Annotated in this window: 26 protein-coding genes; 15 read left to right on the top strand and 11 right to left on the bottom strand. The window is 71.8% G+C overall.

Going from position 1 to position 25918, the window contains the following annotated elements; genetic code table 11:
* Positions 1–49 precede the first annotated feature (49 nt).
* The gene (npdG, locus tag AQI94_RS04545; protein WP_031048624.1) at positions 50–757 is read right to left on the bottom strand and encodes an NADPH-dependent F420 reductase; all 708 of its coding nucleotides are present in this window, start codon (positions 755–757) and stop codon (positions 50–52) included.
* A 173-nt stretch (positions 758–930) separates the two neighbouring features.
* Between npdG and AQI94_RS04540 the strand changes: the two genes are divergently transcribed.
* Together AQI94_RS04540 and AQI94_RS04535 are read left to right on the top strand one after the other, a co-directional pair.
* On the top strand, positions 931–1533 hold the full coding sequence (locus AQI94_RS04540) for a hypothetical protein (protein ID WP_031048622.1): 603 nt from the start codon (positions 931–933) through the stop codon (positions 1531–1533).
* Between the two features lie 51 nt (positions 1534–1584).
* Complete coding sequence (locus AQI94_RS04535) at positions 1585–2898, top strand: MFS transporter (protein ID WP_031048618.1); 1314 nt, start codon at positions 1585–1587, stop codon at positions 2896–2898.
* On the opposite strand, the gene AQI94_RS04530 is transcribed toward AQI94_RS04535, so the two are convergent.
* Entirely contained in the window at positions 2899–3126 is a 228-nt protein-coding gene (locus AQI94_RS04530) for a hypothetical protein (protein WP_031048615.1), read from the bottom strand. It abuts the gene before it with no gap.
* A gap of 58 nt (positions 3127–3184) precedes the next feature.
* Between AQI94_RS04530 and map the strand changes: the two genes are divergently transcribed.
* Positions 3185–4042 carry a type I methionyl aminopeptidase gene (map, locus tag AQI94_RS04525; RefSeq protein ID WP_031048613.1) on the top strand — a complete coding sequence of 286 codons (858 nt, stop codon included), beginning with the start codon at positions 3185–3187 and terminating at the stop codon, positions 4040–4042.
* A gap of 508 nt (positions 4043–4550) precedes the next feature.
* On the opposite strand, the gene AQI94_RS04520 is transcribed toward map, so the two are convergent.
* Complete coding sequence (locus tag AQI94_RS04520) at positions 4551–5195, bottom strand: PhzF family phenazine biosynthesis protein (RefSeq protein ID WP_031048610.1); 645 nt, start codon at positions 5193–5195, stop codon at positions 4551–4553.
* A gap of 397 nt (positions 5196–5592) precedes the next feature.
* On the opposite strand from AQI94_RS04520, the gene efeO reads away from it, so the two are divergent.
* Genes efeO through AQI94_RS04500 form a run of 4 tightly spaced genes read left to right on the top strand, consistent with a single transcriptional unit; the run spans position 5593 to position 9845 of the window.
* The gene (efeO, locus tag AQI94_RS04515; protein WP_031048608.1) at positions 5593–6738 is read left to right on the top strand and encodes an iron uptake system protein EfeO; all 1146 of its coding nucleotides are present in this window, start codon (positions 5593–5595) and stop codon (positions 6736–6738) included.
* A 10-nt stretch (positions 6739–6748) separates the two neighbouring features.
* Positions 6749–8008: an iron uptake transporter deferrochelatase/peroxidase subunit gene (gene efeB, locus AQI94_RS04510; protein ID WP_031048606.1), complete on the top strand. Its 1260-nt coding sequence runs from the start codon at positions 6749–6751 to the stop codon at positions 8006–8008.
* Positions 8009–8011: 3 nt separating this feature from the next.
* Positions 8012–8884 (top strand): iron uptake transporter permease EfeU, encoded by an 873-nt coding sequence (efeU, locus tag AQI94_RS04505; protein WP_031048605.1) that lies wholly within the window; start codon positions 8012–8014, stop codon positions 8882–8884.
* On the top strand, positions 8844–9845 hold the full coding sequence (locus tag AQI94_RS04500; RefSeq protein ID WP_167364488.1) for a hypothetical protein: 1002 nt from the start codon (positions 8844–8846) through the stop codon (positions 9843–9845). The genes efeU and AQI94_RS04500 overlap by 41 nt, the downstream gene beginning before the upstream one ends.
* A 30-nt stretch (positions 9846–9875) precedes the next feature.
* Here the strand turns inward: AQI94_RS04500 and AQI94_RS04495 are convergent, their stop codons facing one another.
* The 5 genes from AQI94_RS04495 to AQI94_RS04475 all read right to left on the bottom strand — a co-directional run bounded on the left by AQI94_RS04495 (position 9876) and on the right by AQI94_RS04475 (position 15995).
* Positions 9876–10613 (bottom strand): bifunctional DNA primase/polymerase, encoded by a 738-nt coding sequence (locus tag AQI94_RS04495; RefSeq protein ID WP_031048600.1) that lies wholly within the window; start codon positions 10611–10613, stop codon positions 9876–9878.
* A 122-nt stretch (positions 10614–10735) separates the two neighbouring features.
* Positions 10736–11365, bottom strand: a complete 630-nt coding sequence (locus AQI94_RS04490) for a TetR/AcrR family transcriptional regulator (RefSeq protein WP_031048597.1) — start codon at positions 11363–11365, stop codon at positions 10736–10738.
* 234 nt (positions 11366–11599) lie between these two features.
* A complete protein-coding gene (locus AQI94_RS04485; RefSeq protein WP_031054413.1) occupies positions 11600–12589 on the bottom strand; it encodes a small ribosomal subunit Rsm22 family protein in 990 nt (329 codons plus the stop codon).
* 980 nt (positions 12590–13569) lie between these two features.
* Positions 13570–14745 (bottom strand): serine hydrolase domain-containing protein, encoded by a 1176-nt coding sequence (locus AQI94_RS04480; RefSeq protein WP_031049675.1) that lies wholly within the window; start codon positions 14743–14745, stop codon positions 13570–13572.
* Entirely contained in the window at positions 14697–15995 is a 1299-nt protein-coding gene (locus tag AQI94_RS04475) for a multidrug effflux MFS transporter (RefSeq protein WP_031049673.1), read from the bottom strand. Before AQI94_RS04475 ends, AQI94_RS04480 begins: the two co-directional genes overlap by 49 nt.
* Positions 15996–16083: 88 nt before the next feature.
* Here AQI94_RS04475 and AQI94_RS04470 point away from each other — a divergent pair, with 88 nt between their 5' ends.
* The 4 genes from AQI94_RS04470 to AQI94_RS04455 all read left to right on the top strand — a co-directional run bounded on the left by AQI94_RS04470 (position 16084) and on the right by AQI94_RS04455 (position 20454).
* A complete protein-coding gene (locus AQI94_RS04470; protein ID WP_031049670.1) occupies positions 16084–17094 on the top strand; it encodes a Gfo/Idh/MocA family protein in 1011 nt (336 codons plus the stop codon).
* A gap of 28 nt (positions 17095–17122) precedes the next feature.
* Positions 17123–17881, top strand: coding sequence for an SDR family oxidoreductase (locus AQI94_RS04465; RefSeq protein ID WP_031049667.1), 759 nt, complete (start codon positions 17123–17125; stop codon positions 17879–17881).
* 345 nt (positions 17882–18226) lie between these two features.
* On the top strand, positions 18227–19693 hold the full coding sequence (locus tag AQI94_RS04460) for an ABC transporter permease (RefSeq protein ID WP_031049664.1): 1467 nt from the start codon (positions 18227–18229) through the stop codon (positions 19691–19693).
* Positions 19694–19749: 56 nt separating this feature from the next.
* Positions 19750–20454, top strand: a complete 705-nt coding sequence (locus AQI94_RS04455; protein WP_031049661.1) for an ABC transporter ATP-binding protein — start codon at positions 19750–19752, stop codon at positions 20452–20454.
* Positions 20455–20475: 21 nt separating this feature from the next.
* Here the strand turns inward: AQI94_RS04455 and AQI94_RS04450 are convergent, their stop codons facing one another.
* Both AQI94_RS04450 and AQI94_RS04445 read right to left on the bottom strand, forming a co-directional pair.
* A complete protein-coding gene (locus AQI94_RS04450) occupies positions 20476–21456 on the bottom strand; it encodes an aldo/keto reductase (RefSeq protein WP_031049658.1) in 981 nt (326 codons plus the stop codon).
* Positions 21457–21523: 67 nt separating this feature from the next.
* Positions 21524–21850, bottom strand: coding sequence for a hypothetical protein (locus AQI94_RS04445; RefSeq protein ID WP_031049655.1), 327 nt, complete (start codon positions 21848–21850; stop codon positions 21524–21526).
* A 131-nt stretch (positions 21851–21981) separates the two neighbouring features.
* On the opposite strand from AQI94_RS04445, the gene AQI94_RS04440 reads away from it, so the two are divergent.
* The 4 genes from AQI94_RS04440 to AQI94_RS04425 all read left to right on the top strand — a co-directional run bounded on the left by AQI94_RS04440 (position 21982) and on the right by AQI94_RS04425 (position 25219).
* Positions 21982–22557 (top strand): DoxX family protein, encoded by a 576-nt coding sequence (locus AQI94_RS04440; protein WP_031049651.1) that lies wholly within the window; start codon positions 21982–21984, stop codon positions 22555–22557.
* Between the two features lie 786 nt (positions 22558–23343).
* Complete coding sequence (locus tag AQI94_RS04435) at positions 23344–23697, top strand: MazG-like family protein (protein WP_031047293.1); 354 nt, start codon at positions 23344–23346, stop codon at positions 23695–23697.
* A gap of 810 nt (positions 23698–24507) precedes the next feature.
* On the top strand, positions 24508–24966 hold the full coding sequence (locus tag AQI94_RS04430; RefSeq protein WP_031047292.1) for a hypothetical protein: 459 nt from the start codon (positions 24508–24510) through the stop codon (positions 24964–24966).
* Positions 24967–24973: 7 nt separating this feature from the next.
* A complete protein-coding gene (locus AQI94_RS04425; protein WP_031047289.1) occupies positions 24974–25219 on the top strand; it encodes a hypothetical protein in 246 nt (81 codons plus the stop codon).
* A gap of 91 nt (positions 25220–25310) precedes the next feature.
* On the opposite strand, the gene AQI94_RS04420 is transcribed toward AQI94_RS04425, so the two are convergent.
* Positions 25311–25916, bottom strand: a complete 606-nt coding sequence (locus tag AQI94_RS04420; protein WP_031047286.1) for a hypothetical protein — start codon at positions 25914–25916, stop codon at positions 25311–25313.
* Positions 25917–25918 lie beyond the last annotated feature (2 nt).

Below are 25918 nucleotides of genomic sequence, written 5' to 3'. Positions count from 1 at the left end.
TGTTTCGGGGGACACTGCTGCGCTACGGCGTCCAGTGTCCCCCATCGCCTCACACGTCCGTGACCCGCAGCCCCGCGTGCGCCTTGTACCGCCGGTTCACCGAGATCAGGTTGGCCACCAGCGACTCGACCTGGTGGGCGTTGCGCAGCCGCCCCGCGAACACCCCCCGCATCCCGGCGATGCGCCCGGCGAGCGCCTGGACGATCTCGACGTCGGCACGCTCCTCCCCGAGCACCATCACATCGGTGTCGATCTCCTCGATCTCCGGGTCCTGCAGCAGCACGGCCGACAGATGGTGGAAGGCGGCGGTGACCCGCGAGTCCGGCAGCAGGGAAGCGGCCTGCTCGGCGGCGCTGCCCTCCTCCGGCTTCAGCGCGTAGGCGCCCTTCTTGTCGAAACCGAGCGGGTTCACGCAGTCGACGACGAGCTTGCCGACGAGTTCCTCGCGCAGCGACTCCAGGGTCTTGCCGTGGCCCTCCCACGGCACGGCGACGATCACGATGTCGCTGCGGCGCGCGGTCTCGGCGTTGTCGGCACCCTCGACCCCGTGCCCGAGTTCTTCGGCGGCGGCCTGCGCGCGGTCGGCGGCGCGTGAGCCGATGATCACCTTCTGCCCGGCGCGGGCGAGCCGGTAGGCGAGGCCCTTGCCCTGCGGCCCGGTCCCGCCGAGCACGCCGACGACGAGCCCGGAGACGTCGGGAAGGTCCCAGGGGTCCTTGGCGGGAGCCTTCTGTGCAGCACTGTCGGTAGAGGTCATGGCGCCGACTTTACGTGCGCCCCGCCCTCTTCGGCCGGTCGGGTGAGCCGGTTCACGGACAGGCCTGGCCCCCGGCGGCGGACGCCGGTGGCCGGCACGGGTCCTGCCCGGTTCGGGCGAATCCGAGTTGAACCTCGGGTCTCGCCCGCCCGCGTGCGGCAGGATGCGGCCCCATGGACGCCGTACGGGTCGCGCTGCTGCGTGAAGTGCTCGCCGGGACCGAGTGGTTGGGAGCCACGCGACGTTTCGCGGGTGTGCTGCGCGGGTCGGTGGTCTCGCACGGCGGAGGGCTGCTCCTGGTCGGCACGCCGGAGTACGAACCGTGGCATCTGGCGGCCCACCTGGTCGACGAGGCCGCCTGGTCGGGCACACCGGAGCTGGCCCCCACCCTCGTACGCCACGACGCGCGCCCCTCCGACCCCGCGCATCTGTCGGTCGGTCCGGGCCGGCTCGCGGCGGCCCGGCGCGGCGAGACCCTGCTGGTGGTGTCCCCGGACCGGCCGGACGCCCCGCTTCTGGAGCAGGCCCACGACGCCCGGCGGGCCGGCGCGACGGTCCTCTCCCTCGGCCCGGGTGAGGGAGAACTCGCCGCGATGGCCCACGAGTCACTGGCCGTACCCGAGGGCACGGACCTCGATCTGGACACCGTCCAGCACCTGGTGAGCGCGGCGGCCGGGGAGAACGCGGTCCCGGCACCCCGGGGGCGGCGGCGGTTCCGGGACCGGCTGTCGAGACTGGCCGACCAGCTGACGGCACCGCCGCCGGCCCGCTGGTAGCCGCGAAAAGCAGTTGCCGGACCGGAAGGCCTCCCCCGACCATGACCGGTCGTGACCGACGACGCCCCCGAACCCCCCTCCGGCCTTCGCGCGCTGCTCCCCGACCTCGCTCCCTGGCGGGCCTCCCGGGACTTCCGGCGGCTGTGGTACGCGGGGCTGATCTCGAACTTCGGCAGCTTTCTGACCTTCGTGGCACTGCCGGTCCAGTTGAAGGACCTGACGGGCTCGGCGGCGGCGGTCGGCGCGATCGGGGCCGTGGAGCTGCTCCCCCTTCTCGTCTTCGGCCTGTACGGCGGCGCGCTCGCGGACGCCTGGGACAAACGGAAGCTGATCGTGTGGACCGAGGTGGGACAGGGGGTGCTGAGCGCGGCCCTGCTGCTCAACGCGCTGCTCCCGCACCCCGCCGTCTGGCCGCTGTACGTCGTCGCCGCCCTGTCCTCCGCCCTGGTCTCGGTGCAGCGTCCGGCGCTCGACTCCCTCTGGCCCCGGATCGTGGCCCACGACCACCTCCCGGCGGCGGCCTCGCTGAACTCCTTCCGCTGGACGGTGGGCGGGGTCGCGGGCCCGGCGCTGGCGGGCGTGGTGGTGGCCTACGCGGGCCTGGGCTGGGCGTACGGCGCGGACCTGCTGACCTTCGCGGTCTCCGTGGTCTTGGTCGCGCGGATCGCGGCCTCGCCCGCCTCCCACGAGGCGGCCGGACCGTCGCTGAAGGCCATCGCGGAGGGCGCGCGGTACGCCTGGAGCCGCAAGGAACTGCTCGGCACCTACGCCGTCGACCTCGCCGCGATGTTCCTGGCGATGCCGCTGGCGCTGCTGCCGTTCCTCGCGGACGAGCTGGACGCGCGGTGGTCGCTGGGCCTGATGTACGCGAGCGTCCCGCTCGGCGCCCTGCTGGTGAGCCTCATGAGCGGCTGGACGTCCCGGGTGCACCGCCACGGCCGGATGGTGGTGCTGTCGGCGGCTCTGTGGGGCGTGGCGATCGCGGCCGCCGGGGTCATGGACGACGTATGGCTGGTGCTGCTGTTCCTGACCGTGGCCGGGGGCTGTGACATGGTCAGCGGGATCTTCCGCGGGGCCATGTGGAACCAGACGATCCCGGACGAGCTGCGCGGGCGGCTCGCCGGGATCGAGCTGCTGTCGTACTCGGTCGGGCCGACCGTGGGCCAGGTCAGGGCCGGTGGTTTCGCCGCGTGGTGGGGCGTGCGGACCTCGGTCTGGTCCGGCGGTCTGCTGTGCGCGGGCGCCGTGGGCCTGCTGGCCCTGTGCCTGCCGCAGCTGATGGCGTACGACGTGCGCACCGACGAGCACGCGGCGCGGCTGCGTGAGCGACGCACGGCAGCCGCGCCGACCCCCATGGAGGCGTGATCAGCTGTCTTCGCTGCTCGCGGGGGCGTCGTGCCACTTGGGGTCGTTCTCCCACTCGAGGTTGCGCTCGCGGGCCGTCTCCATCGCGTGCTCGGCCTCCTTGCGGCTCGCGTAGGGCCCGAAGCGGTCCTTGGCCGGGCACTCGGGCCCTTCCTCGACCTTCTTGTGCTCCAGGCAGTAGTACCACTCGCCCGCCTTACCAGCGGCACGCTTCTTGAACAGGGCCATGACCAGCTCCTCTCGCCACCGACATGTTCCCCCATCGCCGCTGGATAGACTCGTCCGCATGTCTGGCCAGTCGCTGCTCGTGCCCGGGGAGCTGTCCCCCACCCGTTCCGTGCCCGGAAACATCCGGCGCCCCGAGTATGTCGGCAAGCCCGCGCCGACTCCGTACACGGGTCCGGAGGTGCAGACCCCGGAGACGATCGAGGCGATGCGCATCGCCGGTCGGGTCGCGGCCCGGGCGATGGCGGAGGCCGCGAAGCTGATCGCGCCCGGGGTGACCACCGACGAACTGGACAAGGTGGCGCACGAGTACATGTGCGACCACGGCGCCTACCCGTCGACGCTCGGTTACCGGGGTTTCCCGAAGTCGCTGTGCACGAGCCTCAACGAGGTGATCTGCCACGGGATTCCGGACTCCACCGTGCTCCGGGACGGCGACATCATCAACCTCGACGTGACGGCGTACATCGGCGGCGTGCACGGCGACAACAACGCGACGTACCTGGTGGGCGACGTCGACGAGGAGAGCCGTCTGCTGGTCGAGCGGACCCGGGAGTCCCTGACCCGGGCGATCAAGGCCGTCAAGCCGGGGCGCCAGATCAACATCATCGGCCGGGTGATCGAGTCGTACGCCAAGCGCTTCGGCTACGGAGTCGTCCGCGACTTCACGGGCCACGGCATCAACTCCTCCTTCCACAGCGGCCTGATCATCCCGCACTACGACAGCCCGCACGCGACGACTGCCATCCAGCCCGGCATGACGTTCACCATCGAGCCGATGCTGACGCTCGGGACGCACGAGTACGACATGTGGGACGACGGCTGGACGGTCGTCACGAAGGACCGCAGGCGCACGGCACAGTTCGAGCACACGCTGGTGGTGACGGACACGGGGGCGGAGATCCTGACGCTGCCGTAGTACGTCCGTGGCCCCACCGCGCGACCTGCTCGGCGTCGTGCCCGGTGGCGGGGGGCCTTCATCCACCCCGAGTTGCTCCGCCTGCGGGCGCTGAAACGGGGCCCGGTGCATCCGAGGGTCCCGGAGCGGCGGTCGAACCTGTCCGCGCTTCCCGCCACACGGGCGTTCGCGGACCGGGTGCACCCCTGTGCGCAGTCCTGGCCGGACGGCTACATCGCACTTCACTGCGGGTGCCGTCCGGGGGGGCCTCTCCGGCGGCCAGAGCATCCGGGGCCGGCCGGAGAAGACCTGGGGCTTCGCGAAGCGGGGCGCCGGCGTGCGCTTCCACGTCTTCGAGGCGATCCCCGACCCGGCCGTCTTCAAGCGGGGTCACCGGGAGCTGCCGGCGGGGTGCGCGCGGACGAGCTGGAGCGGCGGAGAGTCGTGGCGGAGTGCAGGAGGGCGTTCGCGCTGAGCACCGGGGCGTTCCGGGCCCCCGGGCGAGGGGTTCCCGTTGTCCGCGTGTGGCTCAGCGCTCCAGGAAGACCCGGCCTCCCACCTCGACCCATCCTCCGGGCTGCGGGGCGGTGAGGATCTGGGAGCCGGCGCCCTGGACGATGTTCAGGGCCCGCCCCAGTGCGGCGGTGAGCTGGAGAGCCGCGGCACCGGTGGCCTCGTCCTCCTCGACCCCGTCACCCCGGCCGGGAAAGCCACGGGCCCGGACCCGCCCGGCGGCCTCGTCCTCCCAGGCCCAGGCGTAGATCCACTCCCCCGCCGCCGGCACGGCCAGATCGTCCACCTCGGCGGCGGTGCCGTACTGCCTGAAGGTCCGGGGCGCCGCCCACTCGGCCCGCGCCTCGATCCAGCTGAACTCCCCGTCGAGCCGGGTTCCGACGACCCCGGCGGGCGTGACGAGCTCGGGCACGTCGAGCAGCCAGGCGGCCCCGACACACGGGTATCCGGCGAACGCCAGCCGTACGGAGGGCGTGTAGATGTCGATGACGCCCCGCTCGGGATCGTCGACGAACACGGTCTCGCTGAAGCCGAGTTTGGCGGCGAAGGCCTGTCGCTCGTCGCGGTCCGGCAGCACGGACCCCTCGCGGACGACTCCCAGCTCATTGCCGTAGCCGCCGTTCGGCGCGCAGAAGACGCGCAGCACGTCGTAGTCAGTCACGGGGGAATTCAAGCATCCTGACTGTCGGGGAAAGAGCGCACGCCGGTGACGCGGTCTCGTGGTGGGGCACGGTCCCGGGCCCGCCGCCACCCTCGCGCGCCGGTTCGCGATCCTGTGCGCCGCCTGTGCCGGCGCCGGCGGCCCTATCGGGCGGGACCGTCGTCGACGACGGCTCCCGCGGGTCCGTGGCCAGCGGAGCGAGGCGCTTCCGCACCCCCGCACGCGTGCCTCGCGCATGACCTCCGGGCAGAAGCTTTGAACTTCCCTTGACCTTCCCTTGGTGTCTGTTTTGAGCCATCACGCGGTATCACTCAGGTAAGCCTCAGATAAGTTAGGCCAGCCTCACCAAATATGTGACACCCGTCACGTGATGTTCACGTCAGCACCAGGAGCCCGCATGCGAGCCGCCAGACTGTCCGTCGTCACCGCCACCGCCGTGGCGGCTCTGACCGCCGTCACGGGGTGCACGGAGAAGGGAAGCTCCGGCGACAGCGACCGCGTCATCGACGTGACCGCCACGGACAGCAAGTGCGAGGTCTCCAAGAAGGAGTTCCCGGCCGGCCACGTGGAACTCGCGATCGAGAACAAGGGCTCCAAGGTCACCGAGGTCTACGTGCTGTTCCCGGACGACCGGATCGTCACCGAGCGCGAGAACATCGGCCCGGGCACCAAGCAGAAGGTCACCGCCGAGGTGAAGGCCGGCGCCTACACGATCGCCTGCAAGCCCGGCATGAAGGGCGACGGCATCCGCCAGGAGGTCAAGGCCACCGGCGGGACCGCGGCCAAGCGCGACCCGCGCCTCGACGCCGCCGTGGCCGCGTACCGCAAGTACGCGCAGGAGCAGGCCGACGCGACCCTGCCGCTGGCGAAGACCTTCGCCGCCGCGGTCAAGGCCGGGGACCTCGCGGCCGCCAAGAAGGCCTACGCCCCCTCCCGCATCGGCTGGGAGCGCACCGAGCCGGTCGCGGAGTCCTTCGGGGACATCGACCCGCAGGTCGACGTACGCGAGGACGGCCTGGAGGACGGCCAGAAGTGGACCGGCTGGCACCGCCTGGAGAAGTCCCTCTGGCAGGACAAGAAGATCACCGCCGAGGACAAGACCCTCGCCGACAAGCTGATCAGCGACCTCACCGACTGGCAGAGCCGGGTCGGCAAGGCGGCCATCACGCCGACCTCCATGGCCAACGGCGCCAAGGAACTCCTCGACGAGGTCGCCACCGGCAAGGTCACCGGCGAGGAGGAGCGCTACTCGCACACCGACCTCGTCGACTTCAAGGCCAACGTGGAGGGCGCCGAGAAGTCGTACGAACTGCTGAAGCCGGTCGCCAAGGAGAACAACGCGGCCCTGGTCACCGAGCTCGACAAGCAGTTCGCCGCGATCGACACGCTGCTGGACAAGTACCGGACCGACAAGTCGTCGTACGACTTCACCTCGTACGACAAGGTCGGCGACGCTGATCGCAAGCAGCTGTCGGACGCGGTGAACGCGCTCGCGGAGCCGCTGTCCAAGCTCGCCGCCGCCGTCGTCACCAAGTCCGCCTGAGGCCGGGGCGATGACGGACACGACCCAGGAGTCGACGCCCTCGCGCCGCGCGCTCATCGGCTGGGGCGGGGCCGGGCTCGCGCTCGGTGCCGCCGCGGCCGGTGGCGCGGTCGCGGTGACCCGTACCGGGGACGACATCACCCCGACCGCCGCCGAGGCCGGTGTCGCCGTGGAGTTCCACGGCACCCACCAGGCCGGCATCGCCACGCCCGTGCAGGACCGGCTGCACTTCGCCGCGTTCGACGTGACGACGGAGGACCGCGCCGAGTTCGTGCAGATGCTCAAGGACTGGACGGCCGCGGCCCGCCGGATGACCGCGGGCAAGGCCGTCGGGGAAGGCGCGTACGGCGGTCTCGCCGAGGCGCCGCCGGACGACACCGGGGAGGCGCTCGGGCTCAAGCCGTCGCGGCTGACGCTGACGATCGGCTTCGGTCCCTCCCTCTTCGAGAAGTTCGACCTGGCCGACCGGCGGCCCGAGGCGCTCGTCGACCTCCCCCAGTTCGCCGGGGACAACCTCGACAAGAACCGCAGCGGCGGCGACCTGTGCGTCCAGGCCTGCGCGGACGACCCGCAGGTCGCCGTGCACGCGATCCGCAACCTCGCCCGGATCGGCTTCGGCAAGGTCGTCATCAGGTGGTCGCAGCTCGGCTTCGGCAAGACGTCCTCGACCACGCCCGACGCGCAGACCCCGCGCAATCTGATGGGCTTCAAGGACGGCACCCGCAACATCGCGGGCACGGAGACCGACCGGCTGAAGAAGTTCGTGTGGGCGGACTCCGCCCAGGACGCCAAGGACGCCCCGTGGATGCACGGCGGCTCCTACCTCGTCGCCCGCCGCATCCGCATGCACATCGAGACCTGGGACCGCACCTCGCTGCAGGAGCAGGAGGACGTCTTCGGCCGCGACAAGGGCGAGGGCGCCCCGGTCGGCAAGGCCAAGGAGCGCGACAAGCCGTTCCTGCCGGCGATGAAGCCCGACGCGCACGTCCGGCTCGCGCACCCCGACTCCAACGGCGGGGCGACGATCCTGCGCCGCGGCTACTCCTTCACCGACGGCACCGACGGTCTGGGCCGGCTGGACGCGGGACTGTTCTTCCTGGCGTACATGAAGGACGTCCGGGAGGGCTTCATCCGCATCCAGCGCCATCTGGCCACCGACGCGCTCAACGAGTACATCCAGCACGTGGGTTCAGCGGTCTTCGCCGTCCCGCCCGGCGTCCGTGACAAGGACGACTGGTGGGGCAGCACGCTGTTCTCCGAGGAGGCCTGACCCGTGTTCTCCAACTACCTGATCGGTCTGCGCGAGGGGCTGGAAGCCAGCCTGGTCGTCTGCATCCTCATCGCCTACCTGGTCAAGACGGGCCGCCGGGACGCCCTGCGGCCCATCTGGATCGGCATCGGCGTCGCGGTCGCGCTCGCCCTCGGCTTCGGGTGCGCGCTCGAATTCGGCTCGCAGGAGCTGACGTTCGAGGCCCAGGAGGCGCTCGGCGGCTCCCTGTCGGTCATCGCGGTCGGCCTGGTGACGTGGATGGTCTTCTGGATGCGGCGCACCGCCCGGCACCTGAAGTCCGAACTGCACGGCAAGCTGGACGCCGCCCTGCAGATGGGCACCGCCGCCCTGGTCGCCACCGCGTTCCTCGCGGTGGGCCGGGAGGGCCTCGAGACCGCCCTGTTCGTCTGGGCGTCGGTGCACGCGGCCGGTGACGGCACCCCGCGCCCGCTGGTCGGCGCGGCTCTCGGTATCGCCACGGCGGTCTTCCTGGGCTGGCTGTTCTACCGCGGCGCCCTGCGCATCAACCTGGCCAAGTTCTTCACCTGGACCGGCGGCATGCTGGTCGTCGTGGCCGCGGGCGTGCTGGCGTACGGCTTCCACGACCTCCAGGAGGCGAACTGGCTGCCCGGCCTGCGCGACAGGGCCTTCGACATCAGCGACACCATCCCTCCGGACAGCTGGTACGGCACGCTCCTGAAGGGCGTGTTCAACTTCCAGCCGGACCCGACCGTCCTTCAGGTCACGGTGTGGCTGCTGTACTTGATCCCGACGCTCGCGCTGTTCCTCGCCCCGGTAGGGTTCGCCTCCGGGAAGGGGAAGGTGAAGGCACCTGATGAGCAGGGATCGCGGCCCTCGAAGGCTCCGCAGGCTTGACCGGAGCGCACTGATAGCAGCCTCTGTGACCGCTTTGTCGATGACGGCGAGCGGATGCGTGGTGGTGCACGGCGAGCGGGAGGTGCTTCCCGCGACCACCAAGGCGGAGGCCGCCAAGGCGCTCCAGCAGTTCACGAACGCGTACAACGCGGCGGACAAGGCGTACGACAGCTCCCTGGACGCGTCGCATGTCACCGGTGCGCTCGGGGCCATCGACGCGGCGCGGCTGAAGGCGGGCAAGGCCAACAGCCCGAGCGGCAACGCCTCGCACACCCCGCTGAAGCTGTCGGACGTGACGTACACCATCCCGAAGAAGGCGGGCTGGCCGCGCTGGTTCGTCGCCGACGCGGCCGGCAACAAGGGCGGCAGCGCACGCTGGCTGTTCGTGTTCACCCGCGACGGCATGAACGAGCCGTTCCAGGTGGCGTATCTGACGCTGGTGGCCGAGGGCAAGGTGCCGCAGTTCAAGACGGACGCGGACGGCTGGGCCGAGGCGGTCCCGGCGAACTCGACCGATCTGGCCACCGCGCCCGGGGACCTGAGCAAGGACTACACGGACTACCTGAAGAGCGGCGGGGACGTCTTCGCGGACGGCTCGCACACCAGTGTGTGGCGGGCGGACCGGGCGAAGGGCGCCATCCGGCCGGGCCTTGCCACCCAGTACATCGACGAGCCGCTGGCGAACGACGCCTACGCGCCGCTGGCGCTGCGCACGCAGGACGGCGGGGCGCTGGTGTTCTTCGCCACGCACCACTACGTGAAGGAGACGGCCCACTCCGGTACGTCGGTGCCCAACCCCGGTGACGCCGTGCTCGCGCTGACGACCGGCGAGATCAAGCAGTCCCTGATGATGGAGTTCGTCTCCAACGAGGTGGCGCTCGACCCGCCGAAGGGCGCGGGCGACCGGCAGGTCGACGTGCTCGGGCGGATCCAGGGACTGACGTCCGCGAAGGGCTCGTAAGAATCAGTGGCTTCCGGCTGCTACCGGCTGCTACCGGCGCAGGGGCCAGGCCGCGTTCGTGTGGTCCGGCTCGGCGCCGACATGGCGGGAGCAGACGTCGGTGAGGACTTCCAGGAGACTGAGCGGGTCGGGCAGCGGGTGTTCGAGGCCGCGGACCCAGTGCACGGTCTGGTCGCCGGGCAGCCGGGCGGGCGGTACGAGGACGTAGGACCCGCGGCAGTGCCAGCGCAGGCCGGGGTGTTCGTCCGCCGTCTCGGGGTGGCAGTCCAGCTCGCACGGCCACCACTCGTCCTCGTCCTCGGGGGTGCCGCGGGTGAGGGTGAAGAAGAGGAGCCGCCCGTCGTCGCTCTCGGCGACCGGGCCGACCTCGATCCCGGAGTCCAGGAGCCGCTCCAGGGCCTCCAGGCCGGCCTCCAGGGGGACGTCGAGGACGTCGTGGACCATGCCGGTCGCGGTGATGAAGTTGGCCTGCGGCTGGTGCCGGGCCCAGCGCTCGATCTGGGTACGGTCGGTGGTCGACTGGGTCTGCCAGGCGAAGGACACGGGATGACGGGCCGGTGTGGGACAGCCGACGCGGTCGCAGGAGCAGCGGTATCCGGGGGCGGGATGCGCGGCGGGCGCGAGCGGGAGTCCCGCTGAGGCGGCGGCCAGCAGCAGGGCCTCACGACCGCCGTCACCCTCGGCGGCGGTCTCCTTCGGCCGGCGTCCGCGCAGCCACTGGGAGAGTTTGCCCTGCAGGCCGGTCCGGCCTCCCGACTCCGCGCTCATCTACCACCCTCGCCTCGCTGTCGTGCCAAACAGCATGCCTCATGGTCCCACCTTCCTCTGCTCCGGGGGGCCCTGAGCGGATATGAGGGGTTCGGAACCAATGCCCGTTGGCCGGGTACGGGTCAGCGGGGAGCGATGCCGTGCAGGGCGTAGTCGACGAGGGTGTCGGTGTAGTCGTAGCTGATCGGGCCGGTGTACTGGAGCCAGCGCTGGGCGAGGGGGGAGACCCAGAGTTCGAGGGCGATGCGCGGGTCGATCTCGGGGCGCACCTGGCCGGCCTCCTGGGCGGCGCGCACCCGGTCGACGTACAGCTGGAGCGAGGGTTCGAGGAGCTTGGCCACGAAGGCCCGGCCGACCTTCTCGTCGACGACGCCCTCCGCCGCCAGGGCCCGGGACGGGGCTTCGAAGCGGGGGTCCTTGAGCTGGTCCACGGTGAGCCGCAGTACGGCCTTGAGGTCGGCGGCGAGGTCGCCGGTGTCCGGGATGACGTACACCTTCTCGGGGCCGGCCTCCCGTGCCGCCTGCTCGCTCAGGTCGAGGAAGGCCTCCATCAGCACCTCCGCCTTCGACGACCACCAGCGGTAGATCGTCTGCTTGCCGACTCCCGCGCGGGCGGCGATGCCCTCGATCGTGGTCTTCGGGTAGCCGGCCTCCACGACGAGGTCGAGGGCGGCTTCGTAGATGGCGCGGCGGGACCTCTCACTGCGCCGGGCGGTGTCGGGTGCGGTCTGCTTGGGGTTCTGGGTGGCCATGGGGCGAACCTACCAGGCTGACAAGACGGTGCGTCTCGCCGGAAGCGAGGGGGGCGGACACGCTCGGAGCCGGCGGGACTCGCGGCACCATCGGCCGCGAGGCGCTGCGCGGCGGGGACGCCTCGACGTGACCGCGGCCCCGGTGGAGCGGGGCTAGGGCCTGTCGTTTGGATCAGGCCGGCCGTGAGGTGCGGTGCTTTTCTGCCGACGCCGGGCTGATCCGAACGACAGGCCCTAGTGGTCCGCCGGGGGCCAGGCGTCGCCCCAGGCCGCGTCCCTCGCCGCCTTGTACAGGTCGCCGTGACGCTTGGTGACCGTGCGCCGGGCCACCTGCTCGTCGGGCTCGCAGAGGTCGAGGAGGACCTGGCCCTTGCGGATCTGGGGGCGGCGGATCACCCGGGCGGGCGCCGGGGTGACGGGGAGCCGGGTGGCCGCCACATAGCTGAACTTCTCGTCCTCGTACGGCAGCGAGCCGCCCTTGACCTGCCGGTGGAGGGAGGAGCGGCTGACCCGCGCCGAGAAGTGGCACCAGTCCTCGCCGGGGACGATCGGGCAGGCGGCACTGTGCGGGCAGGGCGCGGCGACGCCGAAACCGGCGGCGATCAGGCGGTCGCGGGCCTCGATGACACGGGCGTACCCGGCGGGGGTCCCGGCCTCGACGATCACGACCGTCCGCGCCGACGCCGCCGCGGTGTCCACGAGGGCGGTGCGGTCGGCCGGGGTGAGTTCGTTGAGGACGTACGAGACGGTGACCAGGTCGGTCGCCGGCAGGGCGAGGTCCTTGCCGATCCTGGCGCGCTTCCAGTGGGCGTCCTTCAGGGCCGGGTTCGCGCCGGCGATCTCGCGGCCGAGGGCGAGCGCGGGGTCGGACCAGTCGAGCACGGTGACCGCCCGGTCGCCCGGCCAGACGGCGGTGACCGCCCAGGTCGCGGCGCCGGTGCCGCCGCCGATGTCGATGTGGTCGGCCGGTGTCCAGCCGGGGACGGCCTCGGCGAGCGCCTCCAGGGCCGCGTGGACCGCCTCGAAGGTGGCGGGCATGCGGTAGGCGGCGTAGGCGGCCACGTCCGCGCGGTCGCGGAGGATGGGGGCGTCCGTGGGGGTGGTCCCGCGGTAGCTGGCCATCAGGCGATCCACCGCCTGGGCGGCCTGCTTCGGGGGGAGGCCGTCGAGAAGAGCGGCAAGGGCGGCACGGAGGGTCTCGGCCGAGGGCGCGGGGGCGGTCACCCGGTGATTCTAGGGGCGGGGGTGGGGGGCGGGTGTCGCGGTGGGGGGCGGGCGCCGCAGTGCGGGGCGGGCATCGCAGTGCGGGGCGGGCGCCGCAGCGCGAGCCGGGCATCGCAGCGCGAGCCGGGCATCGCAGCCCGAGGCGGGCATCGCAGCCCGAGGGCGGGCGCCGCAGCCCGAGAGCGGGCATCGCAGCCCGAGGGCGGGCATCGCAGCCCGAGGGCGGGCATCGCAGCACGAGGGCGGACATCGCAGCACGAGGGCGGACATCGCAGCACGAGGGCGGACATCGCAGCACGAGGGCGGGCGCCGCAGCACGAGGGCGGGCGCCGCAGTGCGAGGGCGGGCGCCGCAGTGCGAGGGCGGGCGCCGCAGTGCGAGGGCGGGCGCCGCAGTGCGAGGGCGGGCGCCGCAGTGCGAGGGCGGGCGCCGCAGTGCGAGTCGCGGCGCGGGCGGAACTTGCTGTGCGGGGAGGGGCCTCGGTGTGCGGGGACGGGCTTCCGTGTGCGGAGACGGACCCCACCACCCGCAGACGGACCTCCCCGTGCGAAGACGGGCCCCGCCGCTCGGAGACGGACCTCAGTGCGCGGAGACAGCCGCCACCCGGAGACAGGCCTCCGCGTGCGAAGGCGGACCCAACCACCCGCAGACGGACCCCCGTGTCCGGAGACGGACCCCACCCACCCGCAGACAGGCCCCCGCGCGCGAAGACGGACCCCACCCACCCGGAAACGGACCCCCGCGCGCGGAGACACACCCCACCACCCGGAAACGGACCTCTCGGGTTCTCGGCCCGGTCGCCCCCACCCGCGTCCCGTCCTCGCCTCCCGCCCCCAGGGGGCGCCGCCCCCTCGCTCGCCCAGGGGCCGCGCCCCAGCCAACAGCCCCCATCCCCCCCCTCAGCCCCAAGCGGCCCCAAGCGGCTCGCCCAGCGCCGGGCAGGACGGGAGCGTCCGGGCCTGCGTGGAGGGCGAAGCCGGCTACGCCCCCCGTACCGCCCGTGCCACCCGTGTCGCCGCCTCCGCCCGTGGCCGGTTGTCCGGGGGGCGCCTTCTCGGGTGCACGGTGTTGGCCAGGAGCACCACGAACGTGTCGGTCGCCGGGTCCAGGACCAGCGAGGTGCCCGTGAAGCCCGTGTGGCCCGCCGCTCCCCGCCCCGCCAGTTCTCCCATGAACCACTTCTGGTCGAGGGCGAAGCCCAGCCCCGGTGGGGTCAGCAGGAGCTCCACGAAGTCCGGGCCGAGGATGCGGGCGGGGCCGTACGCGCCGCCCGCCAGCAGGGCCCGGCAGAAGATCGCGAGGTCGCGGGCGGTCGAGAAGAGGCCCGCGTGACCGGCCACCCCGCCCAGCGCCCACGCGTTCTCGTCGTGCACCACACCCCGCAGCATCCCCCGCTCCGCCTTGGCCCAGGGCCGGCGCTGGTCCTCGGTGGCCGCCGCCCCCGGACAGGGGCCGAAGCGCGTGGACGTCATCCCGAGGGGGCGGGTGATGCCCTCGTGGACGAGGACGTCGAGGGGACGGCCGGTGAGGCGTTCGAGGACGTGCTGGAGGAGAAGCGGGTTGAGGTCGGAGTAGGTGTAGGTGCCGGGGACGCCGATGGGCGGCTCGGCGCGCAGGAGGGCGAGGCGCTCCTCGTCGCTGTCGCAGTCGTGAAGGGGGAGTTCGGGGCGCAGTCCCGAGGTGTGGGTGAGCAGCTCGCGGACGGTGATCCCGTGGGTCGCGGCCGCCGTGAAGTCGGGCAGGTAGGCGCCCACCCGGGCGTCGATGCCCAGCGTGCCGCGCTCGATCTGCTGCACCGCCGCCACGGCCGTGAACAGTTTGGTCAGCGACGCCAGGTCGAAGGGGGTGTCCACCCGGACGGGGACGCGCGCCTCGGGGGGCAGTTCCACGCCCGCGTCGGCCTCGGGGTCGTAGGAGGCGTAGCGGACGGCCCAGCCCGACGCCTCCTCCACGGCGATCACCGGGCCGCGCCCCGCGACCAGGACGGCGCCGGGGGCCCAGGGGCGTGCACCGGTGGTGAGGGTGCGGAACTCCTTGACGAGATGCCGGAGTTCCCCGGGGTCGAGCCCGGCCCGTTCCGGTGTGTCGGTGCGCAGTCTCGGTGCGCTCAGCTCTCCGCCCCTTCCGTGGTCGCACGCCTGTTCCAAGGACGGCACATTGCCATGAAACACAGCAGCGCGACCAGTGCTGCCGCCAACTGGACGACCGCCATCGGGACCGCGGTGTCCTCCCCCGCCATCCCCACCAGCGGGGAGGCCACCGCGCCGATCAGGAAGGAGGAGGTGCCAAGCAGGGCGGACGCCGAACCGGCGGAGTGCCTGGTGCGCAGCAGGGCCAGGGACTGGGCGTTGGGCAGGGTGACACCCATCGCGGACATCAGGACGAAGAGGCCGGCGGCGACGGGGAACAGGCCCACCTCACCGAAGACCCCGGTCGTCATCAGCAGCAGGGCCGCGGCCGCCGCCGTCACGGCCAGCAGGCCCACGCCGAGCACCCGGTCCAGGCCGACCCTGCCCACCAGCACCTTGCCGTTGATCTGGCCGACCACGACGAGGCCGACCGAGTTCACGCCGAACAGCAGGCTGAAGGTCTGCGGGGAGGCGCCGTAGATCTCCTGGACCACGAACGGGGAGGCCGAGATGTAGGCGAACAGCGCGGCGAAGGCGAAGCCACCGGTGAGCATGTAGCCGGTGAAGGGCAGGTCGGCGAGGAGGCGGCGCATGGAGTGCAGGGCGTCGACGACGCCGCCGGTGTGCCGCTCGGCCGTCGGGAGGGTCTCGGGCAGCCTCGCCCACACCAGGGCGGCGAGCAGCGCCCCGATGACGGTGAGGACCACGAACACGCCCCGCCAGTCCGTCACCCGCAGGATCTGCCCGCCGATCAGCGGTGCCACGATCGGCGCGACCCCGCCGATCAGCATCAGAGTGGAGAAGAACCGGGCCATCGCCACCCCGTCGTACAGGTCCCGGACCACCGCCCGGGCGATCACTATGCCCGCGGCGCCCGCGAGACCCTGCACCAGCCGGAAGCCGACCAGGAACTCCACGGTCGGCGCGACGGCACACAGCGCGGTGGCGACGACGTACACGAGGAGGCCGGCGAGCAGCGGGCGCCTGCGGCCCCAGCGGTCGCTCATCGGGCCGACCACGAGCTGACCGAGCGCCATGCCGAGCAGACAGGCGGTGAGGGTGAGCTGGACGGTGGCGGCGGGCGCGCGCAGGGAGTCGGTGACCTCCGGCAGCGACGGCAGGTACATGTCCATCGCCAGCGGGGGCGTGGCGGTGAGGCCACCCAGGAGCAGGGTGACGAGCAGGCCGGTGCGGCGCACGGCGGCCGCGGGCGGTTCCGTGCCGGCCGCGGCCGTCTGCTGTTCCAGGTGCGGTGTCGGTGCCCCCTGCTCGGGCATGTGCCCCTCCCTCTCCATGTGATCCGCCACCTATGCTCTCAGCTCGTACAAGGTGGCGACGGTCAGGTGAGCGAGGGTGGAGCCGGGAATGACGGAGCAGAGGGTGCGCTGGGGGATTCTGGCGACGGGCGGGATCGCCGCGGCGTTCACCGCGGACCTGGTGGATCTTCCGGACGCCGACGTGGTCGCGGTGGCCTCCCGGTCCGAGGCCTCGGCCAAGGCGTTCGCGGAACGGTTCGGGATCGAGCGGGCGTACGGCGACTGGGGCGCCCTCGCCGAGGACGCGGACATCGATGTCGTGTACGTCGCCACCCCGCACGCGGCGCACCGCGCGGCCGCCGGGCTGTGCCTGAGCGCCGGACGCCATGTGCTGTGCGAGAAGGCGTTCACGCTGAACGCGCGCGAGGCCGAGGAACTGGTCGGGCTCGCGAAGGAGCACGGGCGCTTCCTCATGGAGGCCATGTGGATGTACTGCAACCCGCTGGTGCGGCGGCTCAAGGCCCTCGTCGACGACGGCGCGATCGGCGAGGTCCGTACCGTGCAGGCCGACTTCGGGCTCGCCGGGCCCTTCCCGCCCTCGCACCGGCTGCGGGACCCGGCCCAGGGCGGGGGCGCGCTGCTCGACCTCGGCGTGTACCCGGTGTCGTTCGCGCATCTGCTGCTCGGGGAGCCCTCGGACGTCACGGCGAAGGCGGTGCTCTCGGAGGAGGGCGTCGACCTCCAGACGGGCGCGCTGCTCTCCTGGGACAGCGGGGCGCTCGCCTCCCTGCACTGCTCGCTGACCGGCGGCACCGCCACGATCGCCTCGGTCACCGGCTCGCTGGGCCGGATCGACATCCCGAACGGCTTCTTCCACCCGGACCGTTTCGTCCTGCACCGTGACGGGCGCGACCCCGAGGAGTTCGTCGCCGACCCGGCCGACGGGCCCCGCAACAGCCTCAAGCACGAGGCCCGCGAGGTGATGCGCGCGCTGCGGGCCGGTGAGACCCAGTCCCCGCTGGTGCCGCTGGAGGGCACCCTCGCGGTGATGCGGACCCTGGACGCGGTACGGGACCGGATCGGCGTGCGCTACCCGGGAGAGCTCCGCACGCCGGCGTGATCCCCCGCCTCACCTACGCTGCGGGTTCATGGACACCAAGAACGTGAAGAGTGCCGTGGTGACCGGCGCGGGCTCCGGGATCGGCCGCGCGGTCGCCGTGGAACTGCTGCGGACGGGCTGGTCGGTGACGCTGGCCGGGCGGCGGATCGAGACCCTGGAGGAGACGGCGGCCCTCGTGCCGGAGGGCGCCGCTCTCGCCGTACGGACCGATGTCTCGCGCCCCGACGACGTGGCCGCGCTGTTCGCCGCCGGCGTGGAGCGCTTCGGGCGGGTGGATCTGCTGTTCAACAACGCGGGGACCTTCGGGCCCGGCGGGGTGCCGGTGGAGGAGCTGCCGTACGACGCGTGGCGGCACGTGGTGGACACCAACCTCAACGGGGCGTTCCTGTGCGCGCAGGCGGCGTACCGGCAGATGAAGGAGCAGGAGCCGCGGGGCGGGCGGATCATCAACAACGGCTCGATCTCGGCGCACACTCCCCGGCCGCACTCCGTCGCCTACACCGCGACCAAGCACGCCCTCACCGGCCTCACCAAGTCGCTGTCGCTGGACGGGCGGCCGTACGACATCGCGGTCGGGCAGATCGACATCGGGAACGCGGCGACCGACATGACCGCGCGCATGGGGGCCGGGGCCCTGCAGGCCAACGGGGACGTCGTGCCGGAACCGGTGATGGACGTGGCCGACGTGGCGCGCACGGTGCGGCACATGGCGGAGCTGCCGCTGGGGGCGAATGTGCAGTTCGCGACCGTCCTGGCGACGGCGATGCCGTACGTGGGGCGTGGCTGAGCAGTCGATCTCTACAAACGGAATTCGTCATTCCACCCTCTTCGCGGCCGGTCGGCGGCTTATGCTCATCACGAGCCCTCCACAAGAGCTTCACACTTGGAGGGCAGGCGTTCCGTAGACCTCATCCGAGGGGGGAGCGCGGCGGCCGTCCATGGGCCGGGTGGGGGTGGATCTCGCGTGGGACCGCGAGGTACGCACCGGCCCTTGGACGGCCGCCGCGCACATTCTCAGCTCGCGCACATCCCTTCTCAGCCTGCACATATCCCTTACTCACGGCCCCGCAATGCGGGGTCCCTACCTTGAGGGCGCGCCCACAGCGGGCGCCAAGAACCTTCGAGGAACGGGATGTTTGGCATCTATCTCAAGCGCGAGCTGGGCCGGCGCAAGAAGGCGGCCCTGGTCATCGCTCTGGGTCTGGCGCTCGGTATCGCGCTGGTCATCACCGTCAACTCGGTGTCGGCCGGCATGACTCAGGCTCAGGACAAGGTCCTGAAGTCGCTGTACGGCCTCGGCACCGACATGACCGTCACCAAGGCCAGATCGGCTCCGACATCCGGCAGTTCGGGCAGACCGAACTTCCAGTTCGACGCCGGCTCCAACGACAGCGACGCCACGCAGAGCTCCGACCGTGTGATGACCCAGGGCGGTCAGGCCCTGGCGGCAGGCGTGGTCACCAAGGTCGCCGCGCAGAAGGGCGTCTCCGGCGCGGTCGGCGCGCTGACCCTGAACGTCACCAAGGTCGACGGCTCCTTCACCCAGGGCAAGGCCCAGTCGCAGAGCGGCGGTTCCTCCTCCCAGGGCCAGGGCGGACCCGGCGGCCAGAGCGGTGGCTCCACCGCCGCTCCCCAGGTCCAGGGCGGCGGCGCCGACTTCGACGTGAACTCCTACTCGGTCGCCGGCGTGGACGTCACCGACCAGACGCTCGGCCCGCTGGCCGGCTCGAAGATCACCACCGGCAAGACCTTCACCGCCACGCAGACCGACGCGAAGGTCGCGGTCGTCAGCAAGGCGTACGCCAAGGAGAACTCCCTCAAGGTCGGCAAGACCCTGAAGATCTCCGGCACCAAGTACACGATCATCGGCATCGCGACGCCCGACAGCAGCGAGTCCACCACCGACGTCTACCTGCCGCTGAAGCAGGCCCAGACACTGGCCGACGCCAAGAACCAGGTCACCACGATCTACGTCAAGGCGACCGACTCGCAGCAGATCGACTCCGTCAAGACGGCGATCCAGAAGAACATCGCCGGTACGACCGTCACGACCTCCGCCGACCTCGCGGAGACCGTCTCCGGCTCGCTGTCCACCGCCTCCGACCTCGCGACCAGCGTCGGCAAGTGGCTCTCCGTCGCCGTCCTCGTCGCCGCCTTCCTGGTGGCCGCGCTGCTGACCTCCTCGGCGGTCTCGCGCCGGGTACGGGAGTTCGGCACCCTCAAGGCACTCGGCTGGCCGAGCCGCCGGGTCACCCGGCAGGTCGTCGGCGAGTCGATCGTGAACGGCCTGCTCGGCGGCGCCCTCGGCATCGGACTCGGCCTCGCGGCCGCGTACACGGTGACCGCGATCAGCCCCAAGCTGACCGCGCAGCTCGGCAGCACCGGTGGCGGCGGCATGGGCGGCGGCCCCGGCGGCGGCGGTCCCGGTCAGCAGTCCGCCCAGAACACCATGGAGATCGCGCTGTCCGCGCCGGTCTCGATGACCACCATCGCGCTCGCCGTGGGCCTCGCGGTGACCGGCGGCCTGATCGCCGGGGCGATGGGCGGCTGGCGGGCGTCCCGGATGCGGCCGGCGGACGCGCTGCGCAGCGTGTCGTAACGCCCCCTCGCTTCACCGCCCGACTTAACGGCCACGGAATTCTCAACGGAGCTCTCATGTACAGACTCACCGGCGTCACCAAGCGCTACACGCGCGGCAAGGAGACCGTCGAAGCCCTGCGCGGGGTCGACCTCACCATCGAGGACGGCGACCAACTGGTCATCCAGGGCCCCACCGGCGGCGGCAAGTCCACGCTGCTCCAGATGATCGGCGGACTGGACCGCCCCACCGAGGGCAGCGTCGAGCTGGACGGCGTCGACCTCGCGAAGATCAGCGAGGCCAAACTGACCCGGCTGCGGGCGGAGAAGATCGGCATCATCTTCCAGTCGTTCAACCTCATCCCGACGCTGACCGCGCAGGAGAACGTGGAGACGGCGCTGGTCCCGCTCGGCGTCAAGCCCGCCGAACGCCGCGAGCGGGCGGCGGAGGCGCTGCGCTCGGTCGGCCTCGGCGAACGGCTCACCCACGCACCGGCCGAGCTGTCCGGTGGCCAGCAGCAGCGGGTGGCCATCGCGCGGGCGCTGGTCAAGAAGCCGAAGGTGCTGCTCGCCGACGAACCGACCGGCAACCTCGACGAGTCGATGCGGGACGAGATCATGGCCCTGCTGGAAGGGCTGTGGCACGAGTACGGGTTGACGTTCGTCATGGTCACCCACGACTCGTCGATCGCCCGGCGGGCACCCCGCCTCGCGACCATCAGGGCGGGGCAGATCACGTTGACCGAACAGCAGCCCCAGCAGGAGCCGTTGGCGCAGTACTGAGGCTGCCGGGTCGGGGCGCGCTCACCGTCCGAGGACGCGGTCGACCTCGGACACCTGCTCGGCGGTGAGCGGCCCCTTCTCCAGCGCGCTCGCGTTCTGCTCCGCCTGGCCCACGGAACGGAACCCCGGGATCGGGACCGTTCGCGGACTGCGGGCCCAGATCCAGGCGAGCGCGCCCTGGGCCAGGGTGCGGCCCTCGCTGGTGAGGATCTCCTTGAGCGCGTCGATGCGCGCCAGCCACTGCGGATCGGCCGACGCCCCGTCACCGAACCCCTGCAGCCAGGCCGGGGGCTTGCTGCGGATGTCCCCGGCGTCCTGCGGACGTTGCCGCTTGCCCGCGAGCAACCCCATGGCCAGCGGACTGCGGTTGACGCTCGCGAGCCCCGACTCCGCGCACAGGGCCAGCATGTCGGGCGCGTCCTGCATCACGTTGAGCGCGTGCTGTACGGCCGCGCAGTGCTCCCCCTCGGCGAACACCGCGGCACGGGCCGGGTCGTCGGTGCTCCAGGCGTAGGCGCGGATGAGCCCCTCACGCACGAACTCCTCGCACAGGTCCCGGAGTTCGGCCGCGTGCCCGGGTTCGAGGTCGGACAGGTGGAGCTGGTACAGGTCGATGTGATCGGTGCCCAGGCGTTCCAGGGACGCGGTGAGAGCGCGGCGGGCGTACCCCGGGGTGTGGTCGGAGCCGGTGAGGGTGCGGGTGTCCTCGTCGAAGACGTTGCCCCACTTCGTGGCGAGGACGACGTCGTCGCGTCGCTTGCCCAGTGCCCGGCCCAGCACCCGCTCGCTGTGTCCGGCGCCGTAGGTGTCCGCGGTGTCGAAGAAGGTGATGCCCAGGTCGAGGGCGCGCCGGACCGCCCGTACGGACTCCTCGTCGTCGACCTTGCCCCAGCCGAGCGGCTGCCCGTCGGCGCCCTGCCATTCGCCGCCGATCGCCCAGCAGCCGAAGCCGAGCGCGCTGACCTCGATGCCGGAGCGTCCGAGAGTGCGTGTGATCTCCATGCTCCGGAACGTTAGGAGTTGGAGTGCGCTCCAGCGCAAGGGCTTTCCGCGGCGGGTTCTCCGCTTCTCAGGCCTGGCCGGTCTCGAAGCGGGAGATCCTGCCGTCCGCGTCGACCGTGAAGTCCCAGCGGGTGCGCATCTCGCCCCAGGCGTCGTTGCGGTAGTGGGCGAGGAGGGAACGGCCGCCGTTGGACTCGTTGTCGACGTCGAGGTGACCGTGGGAGGTGAAGATCTCCCGGTCGACCCACTCCTCCAGGTCACGGTCGCTGCCGTCGTCCGCCATGGTCGCGCCGGGCGCGAGCAGGGCCAGGAAGGCGTCGCGGTCATGAGCGTTGACGGCGGAGACGAAGGCACGGACGGCCGGGTCGCTCAGTCGGGCGGTCTGAATCGTCATGCCGGCCAGCCTCACACCGCGGGTGCGAGCCCGCCACCCGAACGGCCCCGCGGGGTTCCGGGCAGGTGTGAGCGATGCGACGGTGGAAACGCGAGGGGGGTCCCGTTCCGCTTCTTGTACTGGGAGTCATCGTGACCGCTTACGACCGACGCGATCTGGGCCTGCTGCTGCTCCGGCTGGGAACCGGGGGTGTACTGGCCGCCCACGGCGCGCAGAAACTGCTCGGCTGGTTCGGCGGCGGCGGGCTGGAGGGCACCGGCCAGTTCATGGAGTCCGTCGGCTACGCGCCGGGCAAGGCGAGCGCCACCGCGGCGGGCCTGGCCGAGGCGGGCGGCGGAACCCTGCTGGCGCTGGGTCTGGCTACCCCGGCGGCGGGTGCGGCGGCGGCCGGCGCGATGGCCGGCGCCTCCGCGGTGCACACGCCCAACGGCTTCTTCAACGCGGGCGGCGGCTACGAGTACGCGGCCACGCTCGGCCTCACCGCGGCCGGCCTCGCGGTGACGGGCCCCGGCCGCCTCTCCCTGGACCACGCCCTCGGGCACACGGTGAACCGGGGGTGGATGGTGCCGGTGGCACTCGGCGCGACGGCACTGGTGACGACGCTGGTCGTGGGGGCGCGGAATCGGCGGCTGAAGGAGAAGGAGGGCGGGGGCGATGACGGGCAGGTGTCGTTGTTCGAGGAGGAGGAGGCGTTGTTCGGGGAGTAGGGGGTGGGCTTACCGGGGGGATCCGGGGGGCGGCCGTGATCGCGCCGGTGCGAGACGCGGCTGGCCGGTGGGACGGGGTCGTGCCTGCGCTTGACGTGCGGTCGGCGTAGGGGTGGGGCGGAGACGGGAGCCGTGTCCGGGCGGAGCCGTGCGTGGTCCGGTCTGGCTTGACGCAGGGTCTTTGCGGGGCCGTGGCGGAGACGGGAGCCACGTCTGGGCGGGCCGGGGTGGAAACGGTCCGGTCCGGCTTGACGCAGGGCCTGGGTAGGGCACGCGGCGGACGGGAGCCGCGTCTGGGCAGGCGTGCGGAGCTGACAGCCGGCGTCTGGGCGGGCCGGGACGGAGACGGTCCGGTCCGGCTTGACGCAGGGCCTGTGCAGGGCCGCGGCAGACCGGAGCCGCGTCAGGGCAGGCGGGGCGGAGCCGACAGCCGCGTCTGGGCGGGCCGGGACGGAGACGGTCCGGTCCGGCTTGACGCAGGGCCTGTGCAGGGCCGCGGCAGACCGGAGCCGCGTCAGGGCAGGCGGGGCGGAGCCGACAGCCGCGTCTGGGCGGGCCGGGACGGAGCCAGGGGCCTGGTCCGAGCAGAGCCGGTAGTCGTGCCAGGGCGGGCAAACCCAGCCGGTAGCCCTGTCCGGGCGAGACTGACCAGGGCTACCGGGACGCGGACGAAGGCCGAGCCCGTGCGGGCCGGGGCTCAGTGGGAGGAGCCGAGCCCCGTACCGAACCCACGCCGGACCAGGCGCCCTTGGTCCCGCCGCCGGGCGCCGTGAAAAGCTGCCCCGCATGAGTGATCACGCCCCGACCCCCGCCTCCACTCCCGACCTCTGGAAGTCCGTCGACGCCCTGTGGACCTGGCTGGAGACGGATCAGCCGGTGAGCGGCCGCGAGGGCCTCCTCCTGCGCATGCTGAAACTCTCCGAGGAGGTCGGCGAGGTCTCCGAGGCGGTCATCGGGGCGATCGGCCAGAACCCCCGCAAGGGCGTCAGCCACACCTGGGAGGACGTACAGGGCGAGCTGTGCGACGTGGTGATCACGGCACTGGTGGCGCTGCGCACGCTGACGCCGGACACGCGGGAGGTCTTCCACCGCCATCTGAGGCGGGTGACGGAGCGTTCGCTGGACCCCGGGGCCCGGTGACCTACCCACCATGGCCGGCGCGACAACCCGTCACCCGGCCGGTCTAAGCCCCCGAGCCCCCACACCCCACTCCTCCGACGATGAACCAGACGACGACAGCGGTCGGAGAGGCCCCGTGGAGGACACCCCGTCCCCTCCTGCTCATCCCCCGGCCCCGACCTGGCCCATCTGTGCGGACACCACCCGACCGCGACGACAGAACGCCCCACCCCCTCGTCTTCCCGCCCGGCACGGACGCCGTCCGCATCTCCGACTGACGCGACGGCCAGGACCCGTACGCGGCAGCCACCGACCTCCTCCGCCCCAACGGCCGCTACGCCGTCTCCGACACCACCTGGGCCGTACACCTCCTCGGCCTCCAGGAGTCCCTGCCGCTCACCATCTACCGCCCCCTCACCGCACACGAGCCGCCGTACCGCACCGAGACCGATACGACGTACCTCATCCCCGGCAGGTGCTTCTCAATCGGGTCGGGCGTGTACTTGCCCGGCCCATTCGGTGGACGGATCACGGACGTGGTGACGTGTACGGAGGACGGCGCCGGCGCATCAACGCGACGGATCTGGCACCGGCAGGCGTGGAGTGATCGTCTGCCACGGGCGACGAGCAACCGCTGCAACACTCAGGGGGTTTCGCTGCCAGAGCAAGGTGTCCCGATCCCGGTGCGCCATAAACGTTTCCGCAGGTCAGCGGAGCTACGCATGATCACTCAATCGCGGTGAACCGGGCGGAATCACACAACCACCAGCCGCAGAACCCTGTTGTCCGAGGTGCCTCGTCAGGAGATCACCAGAAGGGACCACCTTGGTCATGCCCCACGTCACGCGGCTCACCACAGCTCTGGCCACCGCAGCGGTTCTCGCCCTCACCCCTGCGACAGCAGCACACGCCACCGCGATCGGGTCCACTCCTGTACGCACCTTCGAGTACAGCGTGGGCGGTGTGACGATGAAGGTTCCCACGGGATGCATGTTCACCCATGCCATCCGTGGCAGCGGCAGGAAGATCACCTATCAGAACGCCGGCGTCGACTGCGCCTTCGTCGCCGCGATCAGCCCCGGCTTCTGCAACTGGCGCATCGACTTCACCTACGCCGACACCGACAACCGCACGTATCGCACATCACGCGGCAGGACACACAATGAGTGCAAGATCGACCCGATGCGGAACAACTCTCCCCGGACACTCCCTCGTTATGGCAAGGCGTGCGCGCATCTCTACGTCAACGGGGTGCGCCGAGTAAGCCAGTGCCACCACATCACCAAGTGAGTCCTACATGGTCGAGCAGCAGCAGAGGAAAACCGTGGGCCGGGAATGGGAAGTGAAGCGACGGCGCGCCGGAATCGTCTCGTTCGTCGCAGGTCTCGTCGCCACGCTCGCGTTCTTCGCCTTCTGCCCCGGACTGCCGCACGTCATCGACTGGGGCGCCATCCTCGTGGCCCTCGCCGTGGGCGGGCTCGCTCGGTGGGCTTGCCAGTCCTGGCTGGCCAAAGCGGCCAAGGAGAGTCCGGAAGAGCCGTAGGCCCACCTCGGATGAGTCGCGCGGCGCCCACCTCCCGGGTCGGAGGTGGGGGCGTCACGCGGTTGGGACCTGGTGGGACATACGGCGGGGTTCACCCCTCCTGGACGTCAGTGATCTCCACGGAGGGCTCTGTGCTCGCCGAAGCAGTGCTGATCAGGGACGGTCTGTAGCTGAGGCTGGTCTGGTTCGTCAGCTCGGCGGTCTGGATGACCGGCCCGGACTCGTCGCCGTGAATCTCGTAGGTGATCTCGTAGACCGCGTCCGGATCCAAGTCTCCGCTGCTGCCCAGGTAAGTGAGCTCCGGTTCCACGGTCACATTGCAGCCCGCCGAGCCGAAGCACTGCCGCGCGGTGACGCGCAGGTCGATCGAGAAGCTGTCGGCGTCGGCCTCGACGTACGTCGGTTCCGAGACAGAGGTGGCGACATCTTCGTCCGGGATGCTCGACGCGACGGCGGTGGCCGGCTTGTCGTCGTCGTGGGCGGACCCCTTTGTGACCCCCACGACGACGATGCCCGTGGTGACGATCGCGGCGATCACGGCGGCAGCCGAGCCGATGATGATCGCGTGGGTGCGGTGCTTCTTCGGCGGGACCGGCGGGACCGGTACCTCGGCCAACGGGGACGGCGGCAACGGCGCGAGCGGCGGGAGAGGGTGCTGCGGAGGTGTGGCGGGAGGTCGCGGAGTGCTCTCGGTCATCG

The organism is Streptomyces pseudovenezuelae (genome assembly GCF_001513955.1).
GTDB lineage: Bacteria > Actinomycetota > Actinomycetes > Streptomycetales > Streptomycetaceae > Streptomyces > Streptomyces pseudovenezuelae.
This window is presented reverse-complemented; position numbering and strand designations above follow the sequence as displayed.